18 protein-coding genes are annotated in these 19,946 nt (G+C 67.8%); 7 read left to right on the forward strand and 11 right to left on the reverse strand.

The genetic code is table 11. The features are described from left to right. Positions 1–118 precede the first annotated feature (118 nt). The 6 genes from OB2597_RS10755 (at position 119) to OB2597_RS10780 (ending at position 7,169) form a co-directional block, all read left to right on the forward strand. Entirely contained in the window at positions 119–1,006 is an 888-nt protein-coding gene (locus OB2597_RS10755; RefSeq protein WP_009805586.1) for a LysR family transcriptional regulator, read from the forward strand. 88 nt (positions 1,007–1,094) lie between these two features. After that, positions 1,095–1,583 carry a formate dehydrogenase subunit gamma gene (locus tag OB2597_RS10760; protein WP_009805587.1) on the forward strand — a complete coding sequence of 163 codons (489 nt, stop codon included), beginning with the start codon at positions 1,095–1,097 and terminating at the stop codon, positions 1,581–1,583. Continuing rightward, entirely contained in the window at positions 1,580–3,097 is a 1,518-nt protein-coding gene (locus OB2597_RS10765) for a formate dehydrogenase beta subunit (RefSeq protein WP_009805588.1), read from the forward strand. Before OB2597_RS10760 ends, OB2597_RS10765 begins: the two co-directional genes overlap by 4 nt. Positions 3,098–3,203: 106 nt before the next feature. Further along, positions 3,204–6,128, forward strand: a complete 2,925-nt coding sequence (gene fdhF / locus OB2597_RS10770; RefSeq protein ID WP_009805589.1) for a formate dehydrogenase subunit alpha — start codon at positions 3,204–3,206, stop codon at positions 6,126–6,128. Next, on the forward strand, positions 6,125–6,955 hold the full coding sequence (gene fdhD / locus OB2597_RS10775) for a formate dehydrogenase accessory sulfurtransferase FdhD (protein WP_009805590.1): 831 nt from the start codon (positions 6,125–6,127) through the stop codon (positions 6,953–6,955). The genes fdhF and fdhD overlap by 4 nt, the downstream gene beginning before the upstream one ends. Then, positions 6,945–7,169: a formate dehydrogenase subunit delta gene (locus tag OB2597_RS10780; protein WP_009805591.1), complete on the forward strand. Its 225-nt coding sequence runs from the start codon at positions 6,945–6,947 to the stop codon at positions 7,167–7,169. The genes fdhD and OB2597_RS10780 overlap by 11 nt, the downstream gene beginning before the upstream one ends. Positions 7,170–7,569: 400 nt before the next feature. On the opposite strand, the gene bfr is transcribed toward OB2597_RS10780, so the two are convergent. The 3 genes from bfr to OB2597_RS10795 form a co-directional block, all read right to left on the reverse strand. Beyond that, positions 7,570–8,055 carry a bacterioferritin gene (gene bfr, locus OB2597_RS10785; protein WP_009805592.1) on the reverse strand — a complete coding sequence of 162 codons (486 nt, stop codon included), beginning with the start codon at positions 8,053–8,055 and terminating at the stop codon, positions 7,570–7,572. A gap of 107 nt (positions 8,056–8,162) precedes the next feature. After that, positions 8,163–8,408 (reverse strand): (2Fe-2S)-binding protein, encoded by a 246-nt coding sequence (locus OB2597_RS10790; protein ID WP_009805593.1) that lies wholly within the window; start codon positions 8,406–8,408, stop codon positions 8,163–8,165. 138 nt (positions 8,409–8,546) lie between these two features. Then, entirely contained in the window at positions 8,547–8,984 is a 438-nt protein-coding gene (locus tag OB2597_RS10795) for a hypothetical protein (protein WP_009805594.1), read from the reverse strand. A gap of 205 nt (positions 8,985–9,189) precedes the next feature. Here OB2597_RS10795 and OB2597_RS10800 point away from each other — a divergent pair, with 205 nt between their 5' ends. Beyond that, positions 9,190–10,482 (forward strand): flavin-dependent oxidoreductase, encoded by a 1,293-nt coding sequence (locus OB2597_RS10800; protein WP_009805595.1) that lies wholly within the window; start codon positions 9,190–9,192, stop codon positions 10,480–10,482. Between the two features lie 15 nt (positions 10,483–10,497). Here OB2597_RS10800 and OB2597_RS10805 read toward each other — a convergent pair whose 3' ends face one another. The 8 genes from OB2597_RS10805 to OB2597_RS10840 form a co-directional block, all read right to left on the reverse strand. Then, the gene (locus OB2597_RS10805; RefSeq protein ID WP_009805596.1) at positions 10,498–12,456 is read right to left on the reverse strand and encodes an acetoacetate--CoA ligase; all 1,959 of its coding nucleotides are present in this window, start codon (positions 12,454–12,456) and stop codon (positions 10,498–10,500) included. A gap of 69 nt (positions 12,457–12,525) precedes the next feature. Further along, positions 12,526–13,773: an FAD-dependent oxidoreductase gene (locus OB2597_RS10810; protein WP_009805597.1), complete on the reverse strand. Its 1,248-nt coding sequence runs from the start codon at positions 13,771–13,773 to the stop codon at positions 12,526–12,528. Continuing rightward, positions 13,770–14,606, reverse strand: a complete 837-nt coding sequence (locus OB2597_RS10815; protein ID WP_009805598.1) for an ABC transporter permease — start codon at positions 14,604–14,606, stop codon at positions 13,770–13,772. Before OB2597_RS10815 ends, OB2597_RS10810 begins: the two co-directional genes overlap by 4 nt. Next, positions 14,599–15,366 (reverse strand): ABC transporter ATP-binding protein, encoded by a 768-nt coding sequence (locus OB2597_RS10820; RefSeq protein ID WP_009805599.1) that lies wholly within the window; start codon positions 15,364–15,366, stop codon positions 14,599–14,601. The genes OB2597_RS10815 and OB2597_RS10820 overlap by 8 nt, the downstream gene beginning before the upstream one ends. 83 nt (positions 15,367–15,449) lie before the next feature. Then, positions 15,450–16,466, reverse strand: coding sequence for an ABC transporter substrate-binding protein (locus OB2597_RS10825; RefSeq protein ID WP_009805600.1), 1,017 nt, complete (start codon positions 16,464–16,466; stop codon positions 15,450–15,452). Between the two features lie 32 nt (positions 16,467–16,498). Further along, positions 16,499–17,170, reverse strand: coding sequence for a GntR family transcriptional regulator (locus tag OB2597_RS10830; protein WP_009805601.1), 672 nt, complete (start codon positions 17,168–17,170; stop codon positions 16,499–16,501). Positions 17,171–17,524: 354 nt separating this feature from the next. Then, positions 17,525–18,211, reverse strand: a complete 687-nt coding sequence (locus OB2597_RS10835; protein WP_009805602.1) for a haloacid dehalogenase type II — start codon at positions 18,209–18,211, stop codon at positions 17,525–17,527. 403 nt (positions 18,212–18,614) lie between these two features. Further along, entirely contained in the window at positions 18,615–19,925 is a 1,311-nt protein-coding gene (locus OB2597_RS10840; RefSeq protein ID WP_009805603.1) for an acyl-CoA dehydrogenase family protein, read from the reverse strand. Positions 19,926–19,946: the final 21 nt, after the last annotated feature.

Here is a 19,946-nt window from a genome sequence, read left to right on the forward strand (position 1 = left end):
CCCTTTCGGCCCGCTGCCGGCCCAAAGACCGGGCACCGGGGCGGAGTGCGAAACGGGCGTGAAACCTGCGCGCCGATAGATTATGCCTATCAAGGCAACGTGACTCACGCAGGATATCATGATCGCAAAGCTCGAAATGCTCATCGCCCTCGCCCAGGAACGCCATTTCGGGCGCGCAGCCGAGAGCCTCTCGATCACTCAGCCGACGCTCTCGGCCGGTCTCAAGCAGCTCGAGGACCATCTGGGCGTGAAACTGGTCGAACGCGGCTCTCGCTTCGGCGGCCTGACCCCCGAGGGGCACCGCGCCCTGGTCATGGCCCGCCGCATCGTCGGCGACACCCGTCGCCTGCGCGACGAGATGCGCGCCAAGAAGGACGGGCTTTCGGGAAAGCTGCGCCTCGGCGTCATACCCACGGCACTCACATGGGCCTCCCGCCTCGCCGCCCGGCTCACCGAGCGCCACCCCGGCATCGGCTTTTCGATCCGGTCAACCTCCTCGCAGAACGCCCTGACGATGCTCGAAAATCTTGAGCTGGACGCCTGCCTGACCTACCTTGACAACGAACCGCTCGGCCGGGTCAGCACGGTTCGCCTCTACCGCGAGACCTATCGCCTCGTCTGCCACCGCGCCCACCCCTTCGCCGCACGCGGCCGGGTCGGCTGGGCCGAGGTCGCCGAACAGAAGCTTTGTCTGCTCACGCCCGAGATGCAGAACCGCCGGATTATCAATCGCAACATGCTCGAGGCCGGGAAGACACCCGAGGCCCTGATCGAGGCGAACTCCACCGTCGTCCTCGCCGCCACCGTGGCGCGGGGCGACTGGGTCACGATTCTGCCGGGCGACATCGCCGACTTTCTCGTCGCTGGCAAAGCCATGGCCGCCGTCCCCATCGACGATGCCGGCCACGCCCATGCCGTTGGTCTGATTACGGAATTCCAAGAACCTCACACGCCCGTCCTGACCGCCCTCATGCAGGAGGCCGCGCGCCTCGCGGAGGCGTCATAGAAAATTCCTATCGGACAACGAATTTGCGATATTGATTCCCCCATGCCCCACGCGGCACGCGGGGCATGAGAGACTGACGGATAGACAGATGCGCCCAGCACCGCCCCCGACGCCAGACGACATCCAGGCCGTGATCGACACCGAACGCCATCGTGAAGGTGCGCTTCTGCCGATCCTTCACGCCCTTCAGGAGGCCTATGGCCACATCCCCGAGGGCGCCTATCCGCTGCTCACCGCCACGCTCGGCATCACCCGGGCCGAGTTGCACGGGGTCGTCAGCTTCTACCACGATTTCCGCGACGTCCCCGCGGGCCGCCATGTGGTGAAGGTCTGCCGGGCCGAAGCCTGTCAGTCCGTGGGGGCCAATGCCATGGCCGCCACCCTCCTCGACAGGTTCGGCCTCGACTGGCACGGCACGACGCCCGACGGCCGCGTCACGATCGAACCGGTCTACTGCCTCGGCCTCTGCGCCTGCGGCCCCGCCGCAATGGTGGACGGCAAGCTCATCGGCCGGGCCGATCCGGCAAAACTCGCCGCCGCCCTGTCGGAGCCTTCCGTGGAGGAGGCCCCCGCATGAAAATTTACGTCTCTCTCGACAGCGCCGCCAAGGCCCTCGGCGCCGATGAGGTCGCCGAAGCGATCCGCCACGAGGCCCGGGCCCGCGGCATCGAGGTCGACCTCGTGCGCACCGGCTCGCGCGGGATGATCTGGCTCGAACCGCTGGTCGAGATCGACCGCGGCGCGGGCCGCATCGCCCACGGTCCCGTCACCCCGCAGGACGTCCCTGCCCTGTTCGACGGCACCGCCGACAGCCTCGGCCCGACGGACGACATCCCCTTTCTCGCCGGCCAGACCCGCCTGACCTTCGCCCGCTGCGGCATCACCGACCCGCTCTCGCTCGCCGATTACGAGGGCCATGGCGGCCTCGCCGGCCTGCGCCGCGCTCTCGGCATGGAGGCGGCCGCCATCGTCGAGGAGGTCAAGACCTCCGGTCTCCGCGGTCGCGGCGGCGCGGGCTTCCCGACCGGCATCAAGTGGGACACGGTCCGCCAGGCTCGGGCAGAGCAGAAATACATCGTCTGCAACGCCGACGAGGGCGACAGCGGCACCTTCGCCGATCGCATGATCATGGAGGGCGATCCCTTCTCCCTGATCGAGGGGATGATCATCGCCGGCCTCGGCACCGGCGCGACCAAGGGCTTCGTCTACATCCGCTCGGAATATCCCGACGCCATCGCCATCATGGACCGCGCCATCCGTCTCGCCCGCGACGGCGGCCTGCTCGGCCCGGATATCCTCGGCTCGGGCCGGGCCTTCGAGATGGAGGTCCGCATCGGCGCCGGCGCCTATGTCTGCGGCGAGGAAACCTCGCTCCTGAACTCGCTCGAGGGCAAGCGCGGCGTGGTCCGCGCCAAGCCCCCGCTCCCCGCCCTGCAGGGCGCCTTCGGCAGGCCCACGGTCGTCAACAACGTCCTCTCGCTCGCCACGATCCCGGTGATCTTCGAGAAGGGCGCACAGCATTACGCGGATTTCGGCCTCGGCCGGTCGCGCGGCACCATGCCGATCCAGATCGCCGGCAACGTGCAACACGGCGGCCTCTACGAGACCGCCTTCGGCCTCCCCCTCGGCACCCTCGTGAACGAGATTGCCGGCGGCACCGCCTCCGGCCGCCCGGTCAAGGCGGTGCAGGTCGGCGGCCCCCTGGGTGCCTATTTCGCCCCGCACCAGTTCGACACCCCCTTCGGCTACGAGGAATTCGACGGCGCCGGCGGGCTCATCGGCCATGCCGGGATCGTGGTCTTCGACGATACCGCCGACATGGCCGGCATGGCGCGCTTCGCCATGGAGTTCTGCGCCGTCGAATCCTGTGGCAAATGCACCCCCTGCCGCATCGGCGCGGTGCGCGGCGTGGAAACCATCGACCGCATCGCCGCCGGCGATCCCGACGCCACCGCGATCCTCACAGATCTCTGTGAGACGATGACGGCGGGCTCCCTCTGCGCGCTCGGCGGCTTCACCCCCTACCCCGTGATGTCCGCCCTGCACCTCTTCCCCGAGGACTTCGGACAGGCGAGGGAGGCCGCCGAATGATGCCTGCGCACCTCCCTTCTTTGGTCCTCCAAATATCCCGGGGGGCTGCCCGCAAGGGCAGCGGGGGCAGCGCCCCCTCCCCGCTCTCCAGCCAGGAGATCACCGCATGAAAGACTTCATCCTTCCCCCGAAGGACTGGGACATGGGCACGCCCCTGCCCGGGTCCGACACCCCCGTGACGCTCAAGATCGATGGCTTCGACATCACCGTTCCATCCGGCACCTCCGTCATGCGCGCCGCCATGGAAGCGGGCATCAGGATCCCCAAGCTCTGCGCCACCGACAGCGTCCAGGCCTTCGGCTCCTGCCGCCTCTGCCTGGTCGAGATCGAGGGCCGCCGCGGCACACCAGCCTCCTGCACAACCCCCGTCGCGCAAGGGATGGAGGTCCGCACCCAGAGCGACAAGCTCCACAAGCTCCGCCGCGGCGTGATGGAGCTCTACATCTCCGACCACCCGCTCGACTGCCTGACCTGCTCGGCAAACGGCGACTGCGAGCTTCAGGACATGGCCGGAATGGTCGGCTTGCGCGACATGCGCTACACGCCGGGCGACAACCACTATGCCCCCACCATGGCCGGCGGGCTGACCCAGTCGGACCTCCGCGCCAGGACCCCCGACGCCGCCACCAACGCCCGCTACATCCCGAAGGATGACAGCAACCCCTACTTCACCTACGACCCGGCGAAATGCATCGTCTGCTCGCGCTGCGTCCGCGCCTGCGAAGAGGTCCAGGGCACCTTCGCGCTCACCATCGAAAGCCGCGGCTTCGACAGCCGCGTCTCCTTCGGCGCGAAATCCGACGACGCGCTGCATTCCGACTGCGTCAGCTGCGGCGCCTGTGTCCAGGCCTGTCCGACCGCCACGCTCCAGGAGAAATCGGTCGCCGAGATGGGCACGCCGGACCGCGCCGTCCTCACCACCTGCGCCTATTGCGGGGTCGGCTGTTCCTTCAAGGCCGAGCTCAACGGCGACAAGCTGGTCCGCATGACCCCCTACAGGCACGGCAAGGCCAACCGCGGCCATTCCTGCGTCAAGGGCCGCTTCGCCTACGGCTATGCCGAACACCCCGACCGCATCCTCAACCCGATGATCCGCGACACGATCGACGACCCGTGGCGCGAGGTCTCCTGGGACGAGGCCATGGACTTCACCGCCAAACGCCTGACCAGGATCCGCGACGAATACGGCCGCAAGTCGATGGGCGTCATCACGTCCTCCCGCTGCACGAACGAGGAAACCTACCTCGTCCAGAAGCTGACCCGCGCGGTCTTCGGCAACAACAACACCGACACCTGCGCCCGCGTCTGCCACTCGCCCACGGGTTACGGGCTGGGCCAGACCTTCGGCACCTCCGCCGGGACCCAGGACTTCGACAGCGTCGAAGAGACCGACATCGCCATCGTCATCGGAGCCAACCCGACCGACGGCCATCCGGTCTTTGCCTCGCGCCTCAGGAAACGGCTGCGCCAGGGCGCGAAACTCATCGTCATCGACCCCCGCCGGATCGACCTGCTCTCGACCCCCCATATGGGCGAGAAATGGCACCTCCCCCTGCGGCCCGGCACCAACGTCGCCGTCGTCTCCGCCCTAGCCCATGTCATCGTGACCGAGGGGCTGGCCGACGAAGCCTTCATCCGCACCCGCTGCGACTGGGACGAATACCAGTCCTATGCCGACTTCATCCGGGACGAGCGGCATTCGCCCGAAGCGACCGAGCTGCTCACAGGTGTCCCCTCCGCGACCCTGCGCGACGCGGCCCGCGCCTTCGCCCGGGGCGGCAACGGCGCGATCTACTACGGCCTCGGCGTGACCGAACATTCGCAAGGCTCGACCACCGTCATGGGCATCGCCAATCTCGCCATGCTCACCGGGAACATCGGCCGGCGCGGCGTGGGCGTAAACCCGCTGCGCGGCCAGAACAACGTGCAGGGCTCCTGCGACATGGGCAGCTTTCCGCACGAACTGCCCGGCTACCGGCACGTGAAGAACCCCGAGGTCCGCGCGATCTTCGAGGCGGCCTGGGGCGTCGAGATCGACCCCGAACCGGGCCTACGCATCCCCAACATGCTGGATGCCGCGGTCGAAGGCACCTTCAAGGCGCTCTATTGCCAGGGCGAGGACATCCTGCAGTCCGACCCCGACACCAAACACGTCGCCGCGGGCCTCGCCGCCATGGACTGCGTGATCGTCCACGACCTCTTCCTGAACGAGACGGCGAACTACGCCCACGTTTTCCTGCCCGGCTCCACCTTCCTCGAAAAAGACGGCACCTTCACCAATGCCGAACGCCGCATCAACCGCGTGCGCGAGGTGATGAAGCCGAAGAACGGATACGCCGACTGGGAGGTGACGCAACGCCTCGCCAACGCCCTTGGCGCCGGCTGGCACTACACCCATCCTGCTCAGATCATGGAGGAAATCGCCGCCACCACCCCCGGATTCGCGAATGTCACCTACGACCTTCTCGAGGAACGCGGCTCGGTCCAGTGGCCCTGCAACGACGCCGCCCCCGAAGGCACGCCGCTGATGCATGTCGACGGCTTCGTCCGCGGCAAGGGCCGGTTCATCGTGACCGAATACCTGGCCACCGACGAAAGGACCGGTCCGCGCTTCCCGCTGCTGCTGACCACCGGCCGGATCCTGTCGCAGTACAACGTCGGCGCCCAGACCCGCCGCACGGCGAACAACGTCTGGCATGCGCAGGACGAGCTCGAAATCCACCCCCACGATGCCGAGAACCGCGGCATCCGCGAGGGCGACTGGATCCGCCTCGCCTCCCGCTCGGGCGAGACGACCCTGCGCGCCACGATCACCGACCGGGTCAGCCCGGGGGTCGTCTACACGACCTTCCACCACCCGGACACCCAGGCCAACGTCGTCACCACCGACTTCTCGGACTGGGCCACGAACTGCCCGGAATACAAGGTGACGGCGGTGCAGGTCGCCCCGTCCAACGGGCCCTCCGACTGGCAGGAGGACTACGCCGCCCAGGCCGCGCAGTCCCGTCGCATCATACCGGCGGCGGAATGACGGCGACCCTTGCCACATCCGCCCGCGCAGAGGCCCTGCGGATCGGCGGCGGCACCACCGCCCCCACCACCCGCGCCCTGCCGGAAGAGGTGCCCGTGGCTCTCGTCTACGACGGCTCCACCCAAGCGGTGATGATGGCGACCCCCTCGGACCTCGAGGATTTCGCCATGGGCTTTTCCCTCACCGAAGGCATCGTCACAGCGCCGGACCAGATCACCGAGCTTGCCGTCGAACCCCATGACGCCGGGATCGAGATCCGCATGTGGCTCGCCGACGCGCAAGGCAATGCGCTCACCCGGCGCCGCCGCGCCATGGCCGGGCCCGTCGGCTGCGGTCTCTGCGGAATCGACAGCCTGCAAGAGGCCACGCGCCCCCTCCCGAAGGTCGCCGCCCGCCCCGACCTCACGATCGGGCAGATCGCCCGAGCCACCGACCTCCTGCGTGCCGCCCAGCCGCTGCACGACGAAACCCGCGCCGTCCATGCCGCCGGCTTCCTCGCGCCGCAGGGCCTTGCGCTCGCGCGCGAGGATGTGGGCCGCCACAACGCCCTCGACAAGGTCATCGGCGCGCTCGCCCGCCAAGGCACGGACCCCGCCACCGGCGCCTTCGTCCTGACCTCCCGCGTCTCGATCGAACTCGTCCAGAAGACGGCCCTCGCCGGCTGCGGCCTGCTCATCGCCGTCTCGGCTCCGACCGCCCGCGCCCTGCGCACGGCGGACGAGGCCGGCATCACCCTCGCCGCCCTCGCCCGCGACGGCCGGGCCGAGGTCTTCACCCGTCCCGACCGCATCACCGGAGCCGCCACAGGAGCCGACAATGTCGCCTGAGAAAATGGTCACCATGGCCAACCAGATCGCCACCTTCTTCGCCTCCCAGCCCGGCGACGATCAGGCCCTCCGCACAGCCGCCCATATCAACGATTTCTGGGATCCCCGGATGCGGCGTCACCTGCTCGACCACCTCGCGGCCGGTGGAGAGGGGTTGAAGCCCCTGGTGCGCGAGGCGCAGCCCCATATCGCCGCGCCCGCGGCAACCGCATGACGCCTCCGGCGGGAGTATTTCCGGCAAGATGAAGAGGGGCGCGCGCCCTGCTTCTTTGGTCCCGAAATATCCCGGGGAGCGCGAGGGGCTGGCCCCTCGCCCGGGGCGGCGGCGGCAGCCGGCGCACCTTGTGCGATCCGCACCAGGTTGATGTCCCGGCGGCGATCCACCGACCGCAGAAGGCGCAGCTTGCCGACCCACAGGGCGACCCCGCAGTGCGGATTTTCTGTGGCGACGAGGCCGCTTCTCGTGCCGGCAGTTCTGATCCGCCGAGGCACAGTCGAGGCACAGGCGAGGAGCAAGCCGCACTCCGCACCGCCTTCACGGCCCTCGCCCGGGGCGGCGCGGGTCGCGGATTACGGCCGGACAGCCTGGCCGGCAGGGGTTCAGCGGGCGCCGATCACTCCGCCGCGTCGGCGGGCTTGGCCTGCAGCTGGCCATATTTCTCGGCGCCGAGCTTCGCGAAGAGCTCCAGTTGCGTCTCGAGAAAATCGATATGGCCCTCTTCGTCCGTGATCAGGTCTTCGAACAGGTTCTTCGAGACGTAATCGCCGACGGAATCGCAGTGTTTCCGCGCCTCGATGTAGAGGGTCCGCGCCTCGTGTTCGGCGGCGAGATCGGATTCCAGGGTCTCCTTGAGATCCTCGCCGATGCGCAGCGGATCGAGCTTCTGCAGGTTCGGGTGACCGCCGAGGAAGATGATGCGGGCGATCAGCTTGTCGGCGTGGTGCATCTCTTCGATGCTTTCCTCGCGCGACTTGTCGGCAATATGCCCGTAGCCCCAGTCCTCTTGCAGCCGATAGTGCAACCAGTACTGGCTGACGGCGGTCAATTCGCTCCGCAGCGCGTCGTTGAGGTATTGGATGACTTTTTCATCGCCCTTCATGACCGGTCCCTCTCAATGTCACATTCTGGGAGCATATACGCGCTTCCGGCGTAGACTCAAGCTCAATTTAGAATTATTCCAAAAAAGAAGAATACCAACAAAAACTGTCACTTGAGCGATGAAACCCGTCGCCTGGCGCGCATGTTGCGCAGCACCGAGGGCACGCCCAGATTGTCGGATTTCACCATCGTCCCCACGAAGAGATCGAGGCATCCGCCGCAGTCCGGCGTCTTGCCGAGCGCGTGATAGATCTTGCCGGGCGTGATGATCGTGTCGGGGTCGGCGGCGCGCATCCAGTCGATGGCGGCGTGGATGTCCCGGTCGGAGATCTGGGTGCAGTGACAGACGATCATGGACTTCTGCTCGGTTCGGCCGGCTCTGGACGCCCCGGCCCTGTTGAAGGTTTCGCAATCGGAGACGGCGTGCGGATCATCCAGCCATTCCGCCCCCCGCCCCCGATCTGATCGGGCTCATCTGCCGCCACCGCGCGTTCAATTGAGCAACCGGCGGGGCCTGGGAGCCGTCCGCGCGAGGTCGAGCCCGAGGGTCTGGGCAAGCGAGACGGCGATCGGCGCGACATCCGCCCGCATCAGGAGACAGGCGATCATCATCGCCTCTTCCCGGTCGTTGAGCGCCTGCGAGCAGAAGAGCGCGAAGACCGCCTCGTCCGCTCCGACGCATTCGCAATCGAGCCCGTGGCGCATCATGCGCCGGCGGCCGTGCTCCAGGATCAGCGCCATGAGGTCGGTGAACCGGCCGAAGATTTCCTCGACCTTCCGGGACCCGCAGCGCATCGCGATCTGGTCGCGCAGCGCCTCCTGGCCATCGGCGCCCGAGCACCAGAGCCGCAGGGCGCGCACCCACCAGGCCTCGCCCTCGGGCAACAGCCCGATCTGGCCGACCGCCATGGCCCCCGGCTCAACCCGCATGGGCACGTCCGGCACGACGAAGGGCGCTGATCTGCAGTTGGTCAATTGACATGTGGCGATTCCGTTCCCTATGCCTTTCCTGACTATTTTGCTCACCGAAGTCAATTCCGACTTTTTCGATCAACTATCCACGCGGCATTTTCCGCCGTTGATTTCGGCATATCCGCTGATAAAACCACCCGACCCCGGCGGGAGGAGAGGCAACATGGCAAAGAACGAAGTTCTGATCGCGGGCGGCGGGATCGGCGGGCTGGCCATGGCGCTCACGCTGCACCAGATCGGCGTGCCGTGCCGGGTTTTCGAAGCCGTCGAGGACCTGCGCCCCCTCGGTGTCGGCATCAACCTTCAGCCCAATGCGGTGCGCGAACTCTTCGACCTGGGCATCGAGCGTGCCGACCTCGACCGCATCGGCCTGCCCATCCGCGAATGGGCGCTGCTCGGCCTGCGGGGCCAGGAAGCCTATGCCGAACCGCGCGGAGAGGAGGCCGGGTACAACTGGCCGCAATACGCGGTGCACCGGGGCCGGTTGCAGATGCTGCTGCTTGCCAAGGTGCGCGAACGGCTCGGCGCCGAAGCGGTGGTGCTGGGGGCCCGGGTGACCGGCTACGACCAGACCGCGGATGGCGTCACCGCCCGCATCGAGCGCGCGGGCGGCGCGACCGAAACGGCGACCGGCCGCCTGCTCATCGGCGCGGACGGGCTGCATTCCGCGATCCGGGCGCAGATGTACCCCGATCAGCCCCCGATCCAGTGGGGCGGCGCCGTCATGTGGCGCGGCACGACCCGGACACGGCCGTTGCGCAGCGGCTCCTCGTTCCTCGGCCTGGGCACCAGCCGCCACCGGATGGTGCTTTATCCGATCTCGCACCCCGATGCCGAGGGCCTCGTCCTGATGAACTGGATCGCCGAGGTGACCGTCGACAATTCCGCAGGCTGGCGGTCCGGCGACTGGAACCGCAAGGTGACCCATGACGAGTTCGTGCATCACTTCGCGGGTTGGGAATTCGACTGGCTCGACGTGCCCGCCCTGCTGAGATCGACGCCGGATGTCTGGGAATACCCGATGATCGACCGCGACCCGGTGCCCAGCTGGCAGGACGGCCGGATCGCGCTGATCGGAGATGCCGCCCACGTGATGTATCCGACCGGATCGAACGGCGCCTCCCAGGCGATCATCGACGCCAGGATCCTGGGCGCGAAGATGCTCGAGCGCGGCGTCGCTCCGGCCGCCCTCGCGGACTATGACGCCGAGCTGTGCGAAAAGGTCTCGGCGCTGGTCCTGCGCAACCGAGGCGCCGGCCCTTTCGCCCTGCTGAACCTGATCGACGAGCGCTGCGGCGGAGAGTTCGACGATATCGACGCCGTGGTCTCCCCCCGCGAGAAGGCCGACCTCATGTCCGTCTACAAGACGGCCGCCGGCTTCGCCATCCAGACGCTGAACGCCGCCCCGCCGACCATCCCGCCGGGGGCTCGGGTCGGCGCGACGGCGGCGGGCTGACCGCCGCCCCTGCGATCAGGTCGCGAGGTCGCGCCGCCCCTCGGCGTAGGTGATGAATTGGTCGAAACTCTCCGGGTTGGCCATGGAGTCGCGGTTGACGACCTTTTCAGGATCGTGCCCCAGCAGCAGCTTCTTCACCGGAACCTCGAGCTTCTTGCCCGACAGGGTGCGCGGCACATCGGTAATCTCGACGATCTCGTCGGGCAGGAACCGGGCCGAGACGCCGTTGCGGATCGACAGGTTGATCCTGTCGCGCAGCGCGCTGTCGAGAGGCCCCTGCTTGGGAACGACGAACAGCACCATGAAGCTTTCGCGACCCAGGAACTCCAGGTCGATGACCAGAGAGTCCAGCACCTCGTCCAGCGCCTCGACCGCCCGGTAGATCTCGGACGAGCCCAGCCTGAGCCCCCGGCGATTGATCGTCGCGTCCGAACGGCCGTAGATCACCGCGCCCCCCTCTTCGGTGATCTCGATCCAGTCGCCGTGCCGCCAGACGCCGGGATAGGTGTCGAAGTAGCTGTCGTGCAGCCGCGACCCGTCCTCGTCGCCCCAGAAGAACAGCGGCATCGACGGCAGAGGTTCCGTGCAGACCAGTTCGCCCACCTCGCCGGTCAGCTCACGCCCCTCCTCGTCGAAGGACCGCACGGCGTTGCCAAGGGCGCGACACTGCATTTCGCCCGCGCGCACAGGCATCATCGGATTGCCGAGGACAAAGGCGCCGGCAAAATCCGTCCCCCCCGAGATCGGCGCCAGCCAGACGTCCGACTTCACCTCGGAGTAGATCCAGTCATACCCCTCCTGGCTGAGCGGCGACCCGGTCGAGCCGAGCGCCCGGAGCGACGACAGGTCGAGCTCGGCGCCCGGCCGCGCGCCGGCCTTCAAACAGGCCTGGTAGAAGGCGGCGCCGGCCCCGAAATAGGTGAGCTTCTCGCGCGCCACCATCCGCCAGACCTCGAGCATGTCGGGATGGTTGGCCGCCCCGTCGTGCAGCGCGACCATCGCCCCCTGGTTCAGCGAATTGACCTGCGTGTTCCACATGATCCACCCCGAGGAGGTGAGCCAGCAGAACCGGTCGTCCGGGCCGGTGTCCTGGTGCAGCGCCTGCTTGGCGCCCTCGACCATGACCCCGCCGTGGCCGTGCACGATGGGCTTGGGATTGCCCGTCGTCCCCGAGGAATAGACCACCCAGAGCGGGTGCGAGAACGGCACCATGCGCGCCTCGGGCGCCTGCCTGCGCGACAGCATCTCGCCCCAGTCCGACCAGCCGGCACCGTCGCCGACGACCGGCACGATGATCTTGTGCTCGAGGCTGGGAAGACCCGCCGCGAGATCATCGAGAACCGCCCGCTTGTCCTGGGTCCTGCCCGCGTGGACATAGCCGTCCTGCGCGATGAGCACCTTGGGCTCGATCTGGCGGAACCGGTCCAGAATGGCCGAAAACCCCATGTCCGGCGAACAGAGCGACCAGATGGCCCCCAGCCCGACCGTCGCATAGATGGCGATGATGGCGTCGGGAGTGTTGGGAAGCACCGCGACGACCCGGTCGCCCTGCCCCACGCCCATCTCTTTCAGCGACGCCTGCAAAGCGCCGACCCTGTCGGCCAGCTCGCGCCATGTCAGCTCGACCCGGCCGAAGGTCTCGGACTGGCAGACCAGCGCGGGGGCCTCGGGCCGTTCCTCGGCAAAACGCAGGAGCGGGGCGGCCAGGTTCGTCTCGGCGCCGGGAAACCAGTCGGCGCCCGGCATCTTGCGCTCGGGCAGCACCTCGCGCCACCCCGAGATCGGCAGGTCGCAGAACTCGACGATCGAGGTCCAGAACCCGTCCAGATCGCGGACCGACCAATCCCACAACTGCTGATAATCGTCGAACTGCAGGCCCCGGTTCTCTTCGAGCCACGCGATATAGCGCGCCATCCGCGTGGCCGCCGCCCGCTCGGCTCCGGGGGTCCAGAGTATCGGTCTATCCTCTGCCATGATGGCCTCTCCTTCTTGTCGCTCGATTTCGGGCAGCGCAGCCTCTTCTCCCGCGAACGTCTCCGACCCTCAAGCGATTTCCCCGACCGAGAGGATCGCCCCCTCGCTGCGCAGCACATCGCGCACCGCATCGGGCGAGAACCTTTCGGCCGCGGTCAGCGCCGCCGCCACGCCCGCCGCCTGTCCGGTGGCCATGGCCGTCCCCATCACTCGGATCGCGGCCCCGCCCTTGCGGTCGCCATCGGCCAGTCGCCCCGCACAGAACAGGTTGGGCGTGTCGACCGAGTGCAGACATCCCAGCGGTATCTCGTAGGCGCCCCGGTCCGGCGGGTAGTCGAAGGACGAGACATAGCTCGCCCTGTCGTGCCACTCGGCGCCCCAGGCGCCGAGTGCGATGCAATCGTCGAAAGAGCGTCGCGCCTCGAGATCGTCCCATTTCAGCTGACGGCGGCAGTCCAGATGCCGCGACTCCCGCGTGCCGATCTCGGGTCCGGTCGACGCGAGGTAGGCGCCGGAGCACCCCGGCAGGGACCGGACGGCGTCGAGATAGGCCCAACTCTGCCGCCGGGCCGAGATCTCGGCCGCGCTCAGCGACGCCGCGTCGCGCGGATCGTAATCGGCCGATGCGAGATAGAGGACCAGATCGTCCGATCCGGGCAGCCGCACGATGACGCACCTGTCCTTGGTGACGGTGCCCGGCGGCACGTCGAGCGCAGCGACAGCCTCGGCGATCTGCGCCGCACTGACCGTGACATCGCCCGGGATGCCGCCGAAACGCGTGCCGAGCGTGCCGAGGTTCACGCCGTCGGAATTGCCGTAGCGCGTCGATGCCCCGCCCGCGTGGGCCAGGTCGCCGTCTCCGGTGCAATCGACGAAGGCGCGCGCCTGCACGGTGCGGGACCCGCCGTGGTCGGCGTAGGTCACGCTCGCGATGCGGTCCTCCCGGCGCGCGGCACCGGTCACGAAACACCCGAAACGGACTTCGACGCCGGCTTGGATCACGAGCTGGTCGAGCACCGCCTTCATCGCCTCCGGCTCGAAGGCCGAGAAGACGCCGCGAAACCGCTGCGGCGGCGTCACGGCCCCGCGTGCCGCGAGCGCCGCAACCACCTCGGCCGCGATTCCGCCCACCACCATGCGGGAGGGTTCGCCCAGCGTGTACAGCCCGCACAGCGTCAGAACGTTCCGCACCGTGGCCGCCCCGCCGAGGCAGCCGTGGCGTTCCAGCAGCAGCACCCGCGCCCCCGCCCGCGCGGCACCGACAGCTGCCGCGACACCGGCCGTTCCGCCGCCCGCGACGATCACGTCATGGCTCATGTCCGCCACCCCAGAACCCGCCGCTCGATCATGCCGATGGCGCCCGAGACGATCACGCCCAGCAGGGACAGGATCACCACGCCCGCGAAGAGCCGCTCGAGATCATAGAGCGATCCGGCCTGGAGGATGTAGGCCCCGATTCCGAATTCCGCGCCCAGCATTTCCGCCGCGACCAGCAGGATGATCGCGATCGCCAGGCTGATGCGGAGCCCCGACAGGATCCCCGGCATCGCCCCCGGCAACACGATCTTGCGCACGATGGACCACCACGACAGGCCAAAGCTCTGCCCCATCCGGATCAGCGTCCGATCCACGTTGTCCACCGCGCCGTAGGTGGCCACCACCGTGGGCGTGAAGGTCCCGAAGGCGATCAGCGCGTATTTCGACCCTTCGCCGATCCCGAACCAGATCACGAAGAGCGGCAGGAGCGCGATTTTGGGAATCGGGAAGAGCGCCGCCACCAGCGGCACCATGCCCGCCCGGATATACGAGAACAGACCGATCAGGACACCCACGCTGACCCCGACCGAGACGCCGATCAGCGCGCCGACGGCGAGCCGCGCCAGCGACGGCCCCAGGTGCTTGAAGAGCATTCCCGAGGCGTAGAGTTCCTGAAACGTCCCGAAGACGTCCGAGGGCTTCGGCAGGGTCAGGGCGGAGATCCACCCCGCCCGCGTCCCCCATTCCGCGATCAGGATCAGCAGCACGAAGACGACGACGCCGACCCAGCGGCGCGGGCGCGGCGCGAAACCGCCGCCGCGAAAGGCGACCGGCCTGCCCTGAGCCCCGGTCCCGGCCGCGCGTGTATCCATCGAAAGGGTCGCGTCAGACATTCAGCAACTCCGCATCCGCAGCCCGGGCCTCGTCCCGCATCAGCTGCCAGAGGTATTTCTGTTTGGCATCGAGGTCCGCATCACCGAACTGGCGCGCCTCGAGAGGCTTGTCGATCTCCACGATCTCCTGGATCCGGCCCGGCCGCCGCGACAGCACGACGATCCGGTGGCCCAGCCGCACCGCCTCGGCCAGGTTGTGCGTCACGTAGACGGCGGTGAACGGCTGGCGGGCCCAGAGCGAGATGAGGTCATCCATCAGCAGCTCCCGCGTCTGGCTGTCGAGCGCCGATAGCGGCTCGTCCATCAGCATGACCGCAGGGTTCACCGCCAGCGCGCGCGCGATGGCGACCCGCTGCTTCATGCCGCCCGAAAGCTGCTTCGGCAGCGCGCGGGCGAAATCGGTCAGCTTGGTCCTCGCCAGCACGTCGCCGATGATCTCCCGCGCCCGCGGCCCCTTGATCCCGTGATCCTCGAGCACGAGCGAGATGTTCCCCTCGACGCTGCGCCACGGCAGCAGCGCGAAATCCTGGAAGATGTAGGTCAGCGGGTTGAGACAGCCCGCCGGCGGTTCGCCGATCTGCCGGACCGTGCCCGCCTCGGGCCGCTCCAGCCCGCCGATGAACCTCAGCAGCGTGGATTTTCCGCAGCCGGAGGGTCCGACAATGCAGACGATCCGACCCGCGGGAATATCCAGCGTGATGTCCTCCATCACCTTGAAGTCGTCGTAGGAATGGCTGATGCCATCCAGCCTGATGTCCATCGGGCCTCCGAATTTATCTGGGGGTATGCGCCGGACGATCGGCAGAGCGCCGCGCGCGACGCTCTGCCGTTGTCGTGCCGGACCTAGCTCATCACCTCGACATAGGAGGTGTCCACGAGGTCGTCGATGGTCACGCCGCTATCGACGTAGCCACCCGCCTTGAACCACTCCAGCTGGTCCCTGACCGAGGCGAGGTTCAGCTTTGCGCCTTCGTTGATGCGCATCGTGCCGTTGACGATCGAGGGCTTGGCCTTCTCGAACGGACGGTCCGCATAGACATACTGATGGATCAGTTCGACCATCTCGTCCACGCCGGCCTCGCCGCCCGAGCGGTCGATCATGGTCGAATTGTAGTCGGCCACCCCCTGCGAGAACCCGGCGAGGAAGGCTTCGGTCTTGTCGCGCTGGTTGGCCGCGTTCTCGGCCGAGGTGAAGACCGTGGTGGTCTGGTAGTTCGGCAGATAGTCCTGCACCGCGCCGATGATATGCACGGCGCCCGACCCCGCCAGAGGCTTGGCGATGTGGGGCACGATGTTCCAGGCGTCGATCTGCCCCGACTTGATGGCACCGATCACCGCGCCGACCTTCTGCAGGGGCTTGAAGGACATGCTGATCCCCTCGGCCTGCGCGATCTTGTCGCCCACGTAGTGAAAGGACGACCCGGTCTGCGTGACGCCATAGGCCTTGCCGTCCAGTTTCGAGGGATCCGTCACACCGGCCTGATAGGCGGCGTCCGAAGCGAGGATCTGCTGACCGTCGATGCCTTCTTCCTCGATCAGGGCCCCGCCGATCACCTTGATCGCGCCCTTCTGGGCCAGGCTGATCAGCCCGCCCGAGATCGCCGTCACGGCATAGTCGATGTCCCCGCTCGCGATCGCGACGGCCATGGGCTGCGCGGCCTGGAAGAACTCGAGTTCCACGTCCAGCCCGGCATCGGCGAAATAGCCGCGGTCCTTGGCGACGAAACTGCCGGAATGCGAAGTGAAGCGCAGAGCGCCCACCTTGATCTTGGTGTTCTGCGCGATGGCCGGGGCGGCCAGCGCGGACGCGGCGGCCGCGCCCCCGAGAATGAGCGCCTTGCGGCGGTTGAGTCTGATCATGGTTTCCTCCCTGATGATCGGTGCTGCGGGGTTCAGCGCCCCGTCCTGAGTTCCGCGACGATGTCCCTTTCGAGCATCGCGAGCGCGGCATCTGTATCGCGTGCCAGCACGGCGGCGACCAGCGCCTCCTGCCTGTCGCGGCGCGCGGCGAAATCGAGCGCGTCCTCGCGCAGCAGGGCGAGGCGGAACCGCCGGCTCTGGTCGAAGAACTTGCGCTGCAGGTCGATCAGCCGCGGGCTGCCACAGGCCGAGATCAGGCTGGCCGAGAAAGCCCGGCACCTTTCGTCCCATTCAAGCGCGGTCAGGTCGTCGGGTGTGGCCGCGACACGCTCCTCCGCCTTGCGCAAGGCGTGATGCGCGGCGACCACCCGCCCCTCCCAGCCCGTATCGCCGGCATCCAGCGCCCGGGCGAGGGCGATCTTCTCGATCTCCAGCCGTACGAGTTCTATGTCGCGCAGATCGTCCTCGGTCGCCGAGGTCACGCGGAAGCCGCGTTGCGCCGAAGCCTCGACCAGCCCCTCGGCGCTCAGCATCCGCAGCGTCTCGCGCATGGAATGGTTCGACCCGCCATAGCGCTGTCGCAGCGCATTGATCCTGAGTTTCTGGTCGGGGAGCAGCACGCCGAACGAGATATCGCGCCTCAGGGCCGAGGCCAGCATGGCCACGACGGTTGCGTCCTCGCTCTCTCCGCGGCTGAAGATCATCCGGCCTCCCCTCCGAAACATTGGATATTTCTGGAAGCGTTGGACGTATTTGTCAATCGACAGTTCATCCCGATCCGCCCCGTGCCGGGCCCGACAGTTCGGTCGGGCGGGGACGATCATGAGAGAAGAGGCTCAGACATGCAGGGGCGATCGGCCTTCCCCCGCGACGGTCACGAAGGATCGACCGGGTCGGTTTCGAGCCGTGAATCAACGCACAGGTTGCCGCGCGACTGACCCGCACGCGGGAAAATCGAAGCCCAGCGGAGCAGCGGTCCGGGAGCTGTTTTCCCCGTGTCTCATGTTTCCGCCGAACACGGAGCCGCCCGGGTCCGGAGGGATACCGACTGCGAGCCCTCAATCGGCGAGACAGCCGGGCAGTTCCTGCAGCGAGGCGAGCGTGAGGGTCGGCTGCGGCCCCCAGGGGTCGAAGGCCACGGCCGGATCGCGCTGGACCCAGACCGCCTGCCAGCCGCTGGCCATCGCGCCGATCACGTCGAACGGGTTGCTCGACACGAGCCAGCAGGCGGCGGGCGCGGCGCCGGTCGTGTCGCAGAAATGCGCGTAGACCGCCGGGTCGGGCTTGAAGCTTTCGACCGGCTGAACGCTGACGGCACCGGCCATCGCCGACCACAGATCCTGCGACCGCAGAAGGCTCTCGATATCCTCGGGGTCGCCGTTGGAAAATGCGTGGCAGGCCAGCCCGCGCCCCTGCAACGCCGCCAGCGCCGGGCGGGCGTCCGCAAAGGCGTCTAGCGTGCGGTAACGTTCCAGCAGGCCCGCCCTCGCCTCGTCCGACACACGCGGGCCCGCGGCCGTCAGCGCATAGTCGAGCGCCTCGGCGGTCACGGTGGCGAATGGCACGTAGCGCTTCATGAGCCCCCGCCGGAAACTGTACTCCAGCTGCTTCTGACGCCAGAGCGCGGAGACCTCCGCCGCCCGGTCGCCGACGAGATCCCGAAGAGACCCGGTCAGTGCGTGCGGATCGATCAGCGTGCCGTAGACGTCGAAGGCCAGCGTGGCGTTGTGCGGTATCCTCGGCATGGCGGTCCTCTCCCTGTCGTTCGGGGAGAGCCTAGACGCTCCGCCGGCAGGACGCACCCCCGATCGCCCGGGTCCGCGATACACCCGTCGCATCGGGACGACCGGAGCGCGAACGGCAGCATCAGCGGATGCACCGCGACGTGCCGGCCCGCTTCAGGACGACACCCCCGACCGCCCGGACGGGACGGCCCAGGTAATACGAGTACAGGACCTGTTCCCGCCGGACCGGTCGATCCCCTGGCGCCAGTGCAGGCGGGCATGCGCGGCGGCGGGCAGCAGGAGCCTGTGCGAGAAGCCCTCCGGCGGCGACGGACTGGTCCGGCGGGGGCGCTGCCCCCGCGCCCCCGGAGTATTTTCGGCAAGATGAAGATGGGGGGCCGGACCGGGCCCGCCCTGTCGCGGTTCACGGACCCTCGAAGGCCTGGCCGGTGCCGGTGTCCGCCCGGGCGGCGTTGCGACGTTCGTTCGAGGCCTCGAAGGCCTGCCGTTCGGCCCGGGCGATCACGTGGTGATGCACCTCGTCGGGGCCGTCGGCGAAGCGCAGGGTGCGCTGCTTGATGTACATCTGCGACAGCGGCGACCACTGGCTGATCCCGGTCGCGCCATGCACCTGCATCGCATCGTCGATGATCTTGCAGCATTTCTCGGGGACCATCGCCTTGGCCTTGGAGACCCAGATCCGCGCCTCCTTGTTGCCCAGCACGTCCATCGCCTTGGCCGCCTTGAGCACCAGCAGGCGCATGGCGTCTATCTCGATCCGCGCGCGCGAGATCGTCTCCATGTTCTTGCCCAGATCGATGATCTTCTTGCCGAAGGCCTCGCGCGTCAGGCCGCGGTGGATCATCAGGTCGAGCGCCTTTTCCGCCGCCCCGATCGAGCGCATGCAGTGGTGGATGCGGCCCGGTCCGAGGCGGAGTTGCGAGATCTCGAACCCCTTGCCCTCGGCCCAGAGGATGTTGGCCTCGGGCACGCGGACGTCGCGGAACCGGATCTGCATGTGCCCGTGCGGCGCGTCGTCGTGGCCGAAGACGTTCATCGGGCCCACGATCTCGACTCCGGGCGTGTCGATGGGCACGAGGATCTGGCTCTGCTGGCGGAAGGGCTCGGCGTCGGGCGAGGTCTTGACCATCACGATCATGATCTTGCAGCGCGGATCACCGGCGCCCGAGATGTAGTATTTCTCGCCGTTGATGACCCATTCGCCGTTCTCCAGAACCGCACGGGTGCCGATGTTCCTGGCATCCGACGAGGCGACATCGGGTTCCGTCATCGCGAAAGCCGAGCGGATCTTCCCCTCGAGCAGCGGCTTGAGCCACTGTTCCTTCTGTTCCGGCGTGCCGACGCGCTCCAGCACCTCCATGTTGCCGGTGTCGGGGGCGGCGCAGTTCATCGACTGCGAGGCCAGCGGGTTCTTGCCCAGCTCGAAGGCGATATAGGCGTAATCGAGATTCTTCAGCCCCTCGCCGGTCTCGGCATCGGGCAGGAAGAAGTTCCACAGCCCCGCGGCCCGCGCCTTGGCCTTGAGATCCTCGATGATCTCGAGCTGGCCGGGCGCATATTCGAAGCGCGAAGGCTTCTCGGCATTCAGTGCCTCGTATTCCCGGTAGGCGGGGTCGCAGTTGTCGCGGATATGCTTGATCACCTTGTCCAGCAGCGGCCGCGCCGCTTCGGACATGGCGAGGTTGTTCAGGTCGCTCTGTGGGTCTTCGCTCATTCTGATCTCCTTGGGTTTCTC

It is taken from the genome of Pseudooceanicola batsensis HTCC2597 (genome assembly GCF_000152725.1).
Taxonomy (GTDB): domain Bacteria; phylum Pseudomonadota; class Alphaproteobacteria; order Rhodobacterales; family Rhodobacteraceae; genus Pseudooceanicola; species Pseudooceanicola batsensis.

Coding starts and splice junctions, on each gene's coding strand:
- OB2597_RS10835 (WP_009805602.1), bottom strand. CDS start 18,211: ATGCCGAGGATACCGCACAACGCCACGCTGGCCTTCGACGTCTACGGC.
- bfr (WP_009805592.1), bottom strand. CDS start 8,055: ATGAAGGGCGATGAAAAAGTCATCCAATACCTCAACGACGCGCTGCGG.
- OB2597_RS10825 (WP_009805600.1), bottom strand. CDS start 16,466: ATGATCAGACTCAACCGCCGCAAGGCGCTCATTCTCGGGGGCGCGGCC.
- OB2597_RS10780 (WP_009805591.1), top strand. CDS start 6,945: ATGTCGCCTGAGAAAATGGTCACCATGGCCAACCAGATCGCCACCTTC.
- OB2597_RS10760 (WP_009805587.1), top strand. CDS start 1,095: ATGCGCCCAGCACCGCCCCCGACGCCAGACGACATCCAGGCCGTGATC.
- OB2597_RS10815 (WP_009805598.1), bottom strand. CDS start 14,606: ATGTCTGACGCGACCCTTTCGATGGATACACGCGCGGCCGGGACCGGG.
- OB2597_RS10800 (WP_009805595.1), top strand. CDS start 9,190: ATGGCAAAGAACGAAGTTCTGATCGCGGGCGGCGGGATCGGCGGGCTG.
- OB2597_RS10830 (WP_009805601.1), bottom strand. CDS start 17,170: ATGATCTTCAGCCGCGGAGAGAGCGAGGACGCAACCGTCGTGGCCATG.
- OB2597_RS10840 (WP_009805603.1), bottom strand. CDS start 19,925: ATGAGCGAAGACCCACAGAGCGACCTGAACAACCTCGCCATGTCCGAA.
- OB2597_RS10755 (WP_009805586.1), top strand. CDS start 119: ATGATCGCAAAGCTCGAAATGCTCATCGCCCTCGCCCAGGAACGCCAT.
- fdhF (WP_009805589.1), top strand. CDS start 3,204: ATGAAAGACTTCATCCTTCCCCCGAAGGACTGGGACATGGGCACGCCC.
- OB2597_RS10820 (WP_009805599.1), bottom strand. CDS start 15,366: ATGGACATCAGGCTGGATGGCATCAGCCATTCCTACGACGACTTCAAG.
- OB2597_RS10795 (WP_009805594.1), bottom strand. CDS start 8,984: ATGCGGGTTGAGCCGGGGGCCATGGCGGTCGGCCAGATCGGGCTGTTG.
- OB2597_RS10790 (WP_009805593.1), bottom strand. CDS start 8,408: ATGATCGTCTGTCACTGCACCCAGATCTCCGACCGGGACATCCACGCC.
- OB2597_RS10810 (WP_009805597.1), bottom strand. CDS start 13,773: ATGAGCCATGACGTGATCGTCGCGGGCGGCGGAACGGCCGGTGTCGCG.
- OB2597_RS10765 (WP_009805588.1), top strand. CDS start 1,580: ATGAAAATTTACGTCTCTCTCGACAGCGCCGCCAAGGCCCTCGGCGCC.
- OB2597_RS10805 (WP_009805596.1), bottom strand. CDS start 12,456: ATGGCAGAGGATAGACCGATACTCTGGACCCCCGGAGCCGAGCGGGCG.
- fdhD (WP_009805590.1), top strand. CDS start 6,125: ATGACGGCGACCCTTGCCACATCCGCCCGCGCAGAGGCCCTGCGGATC.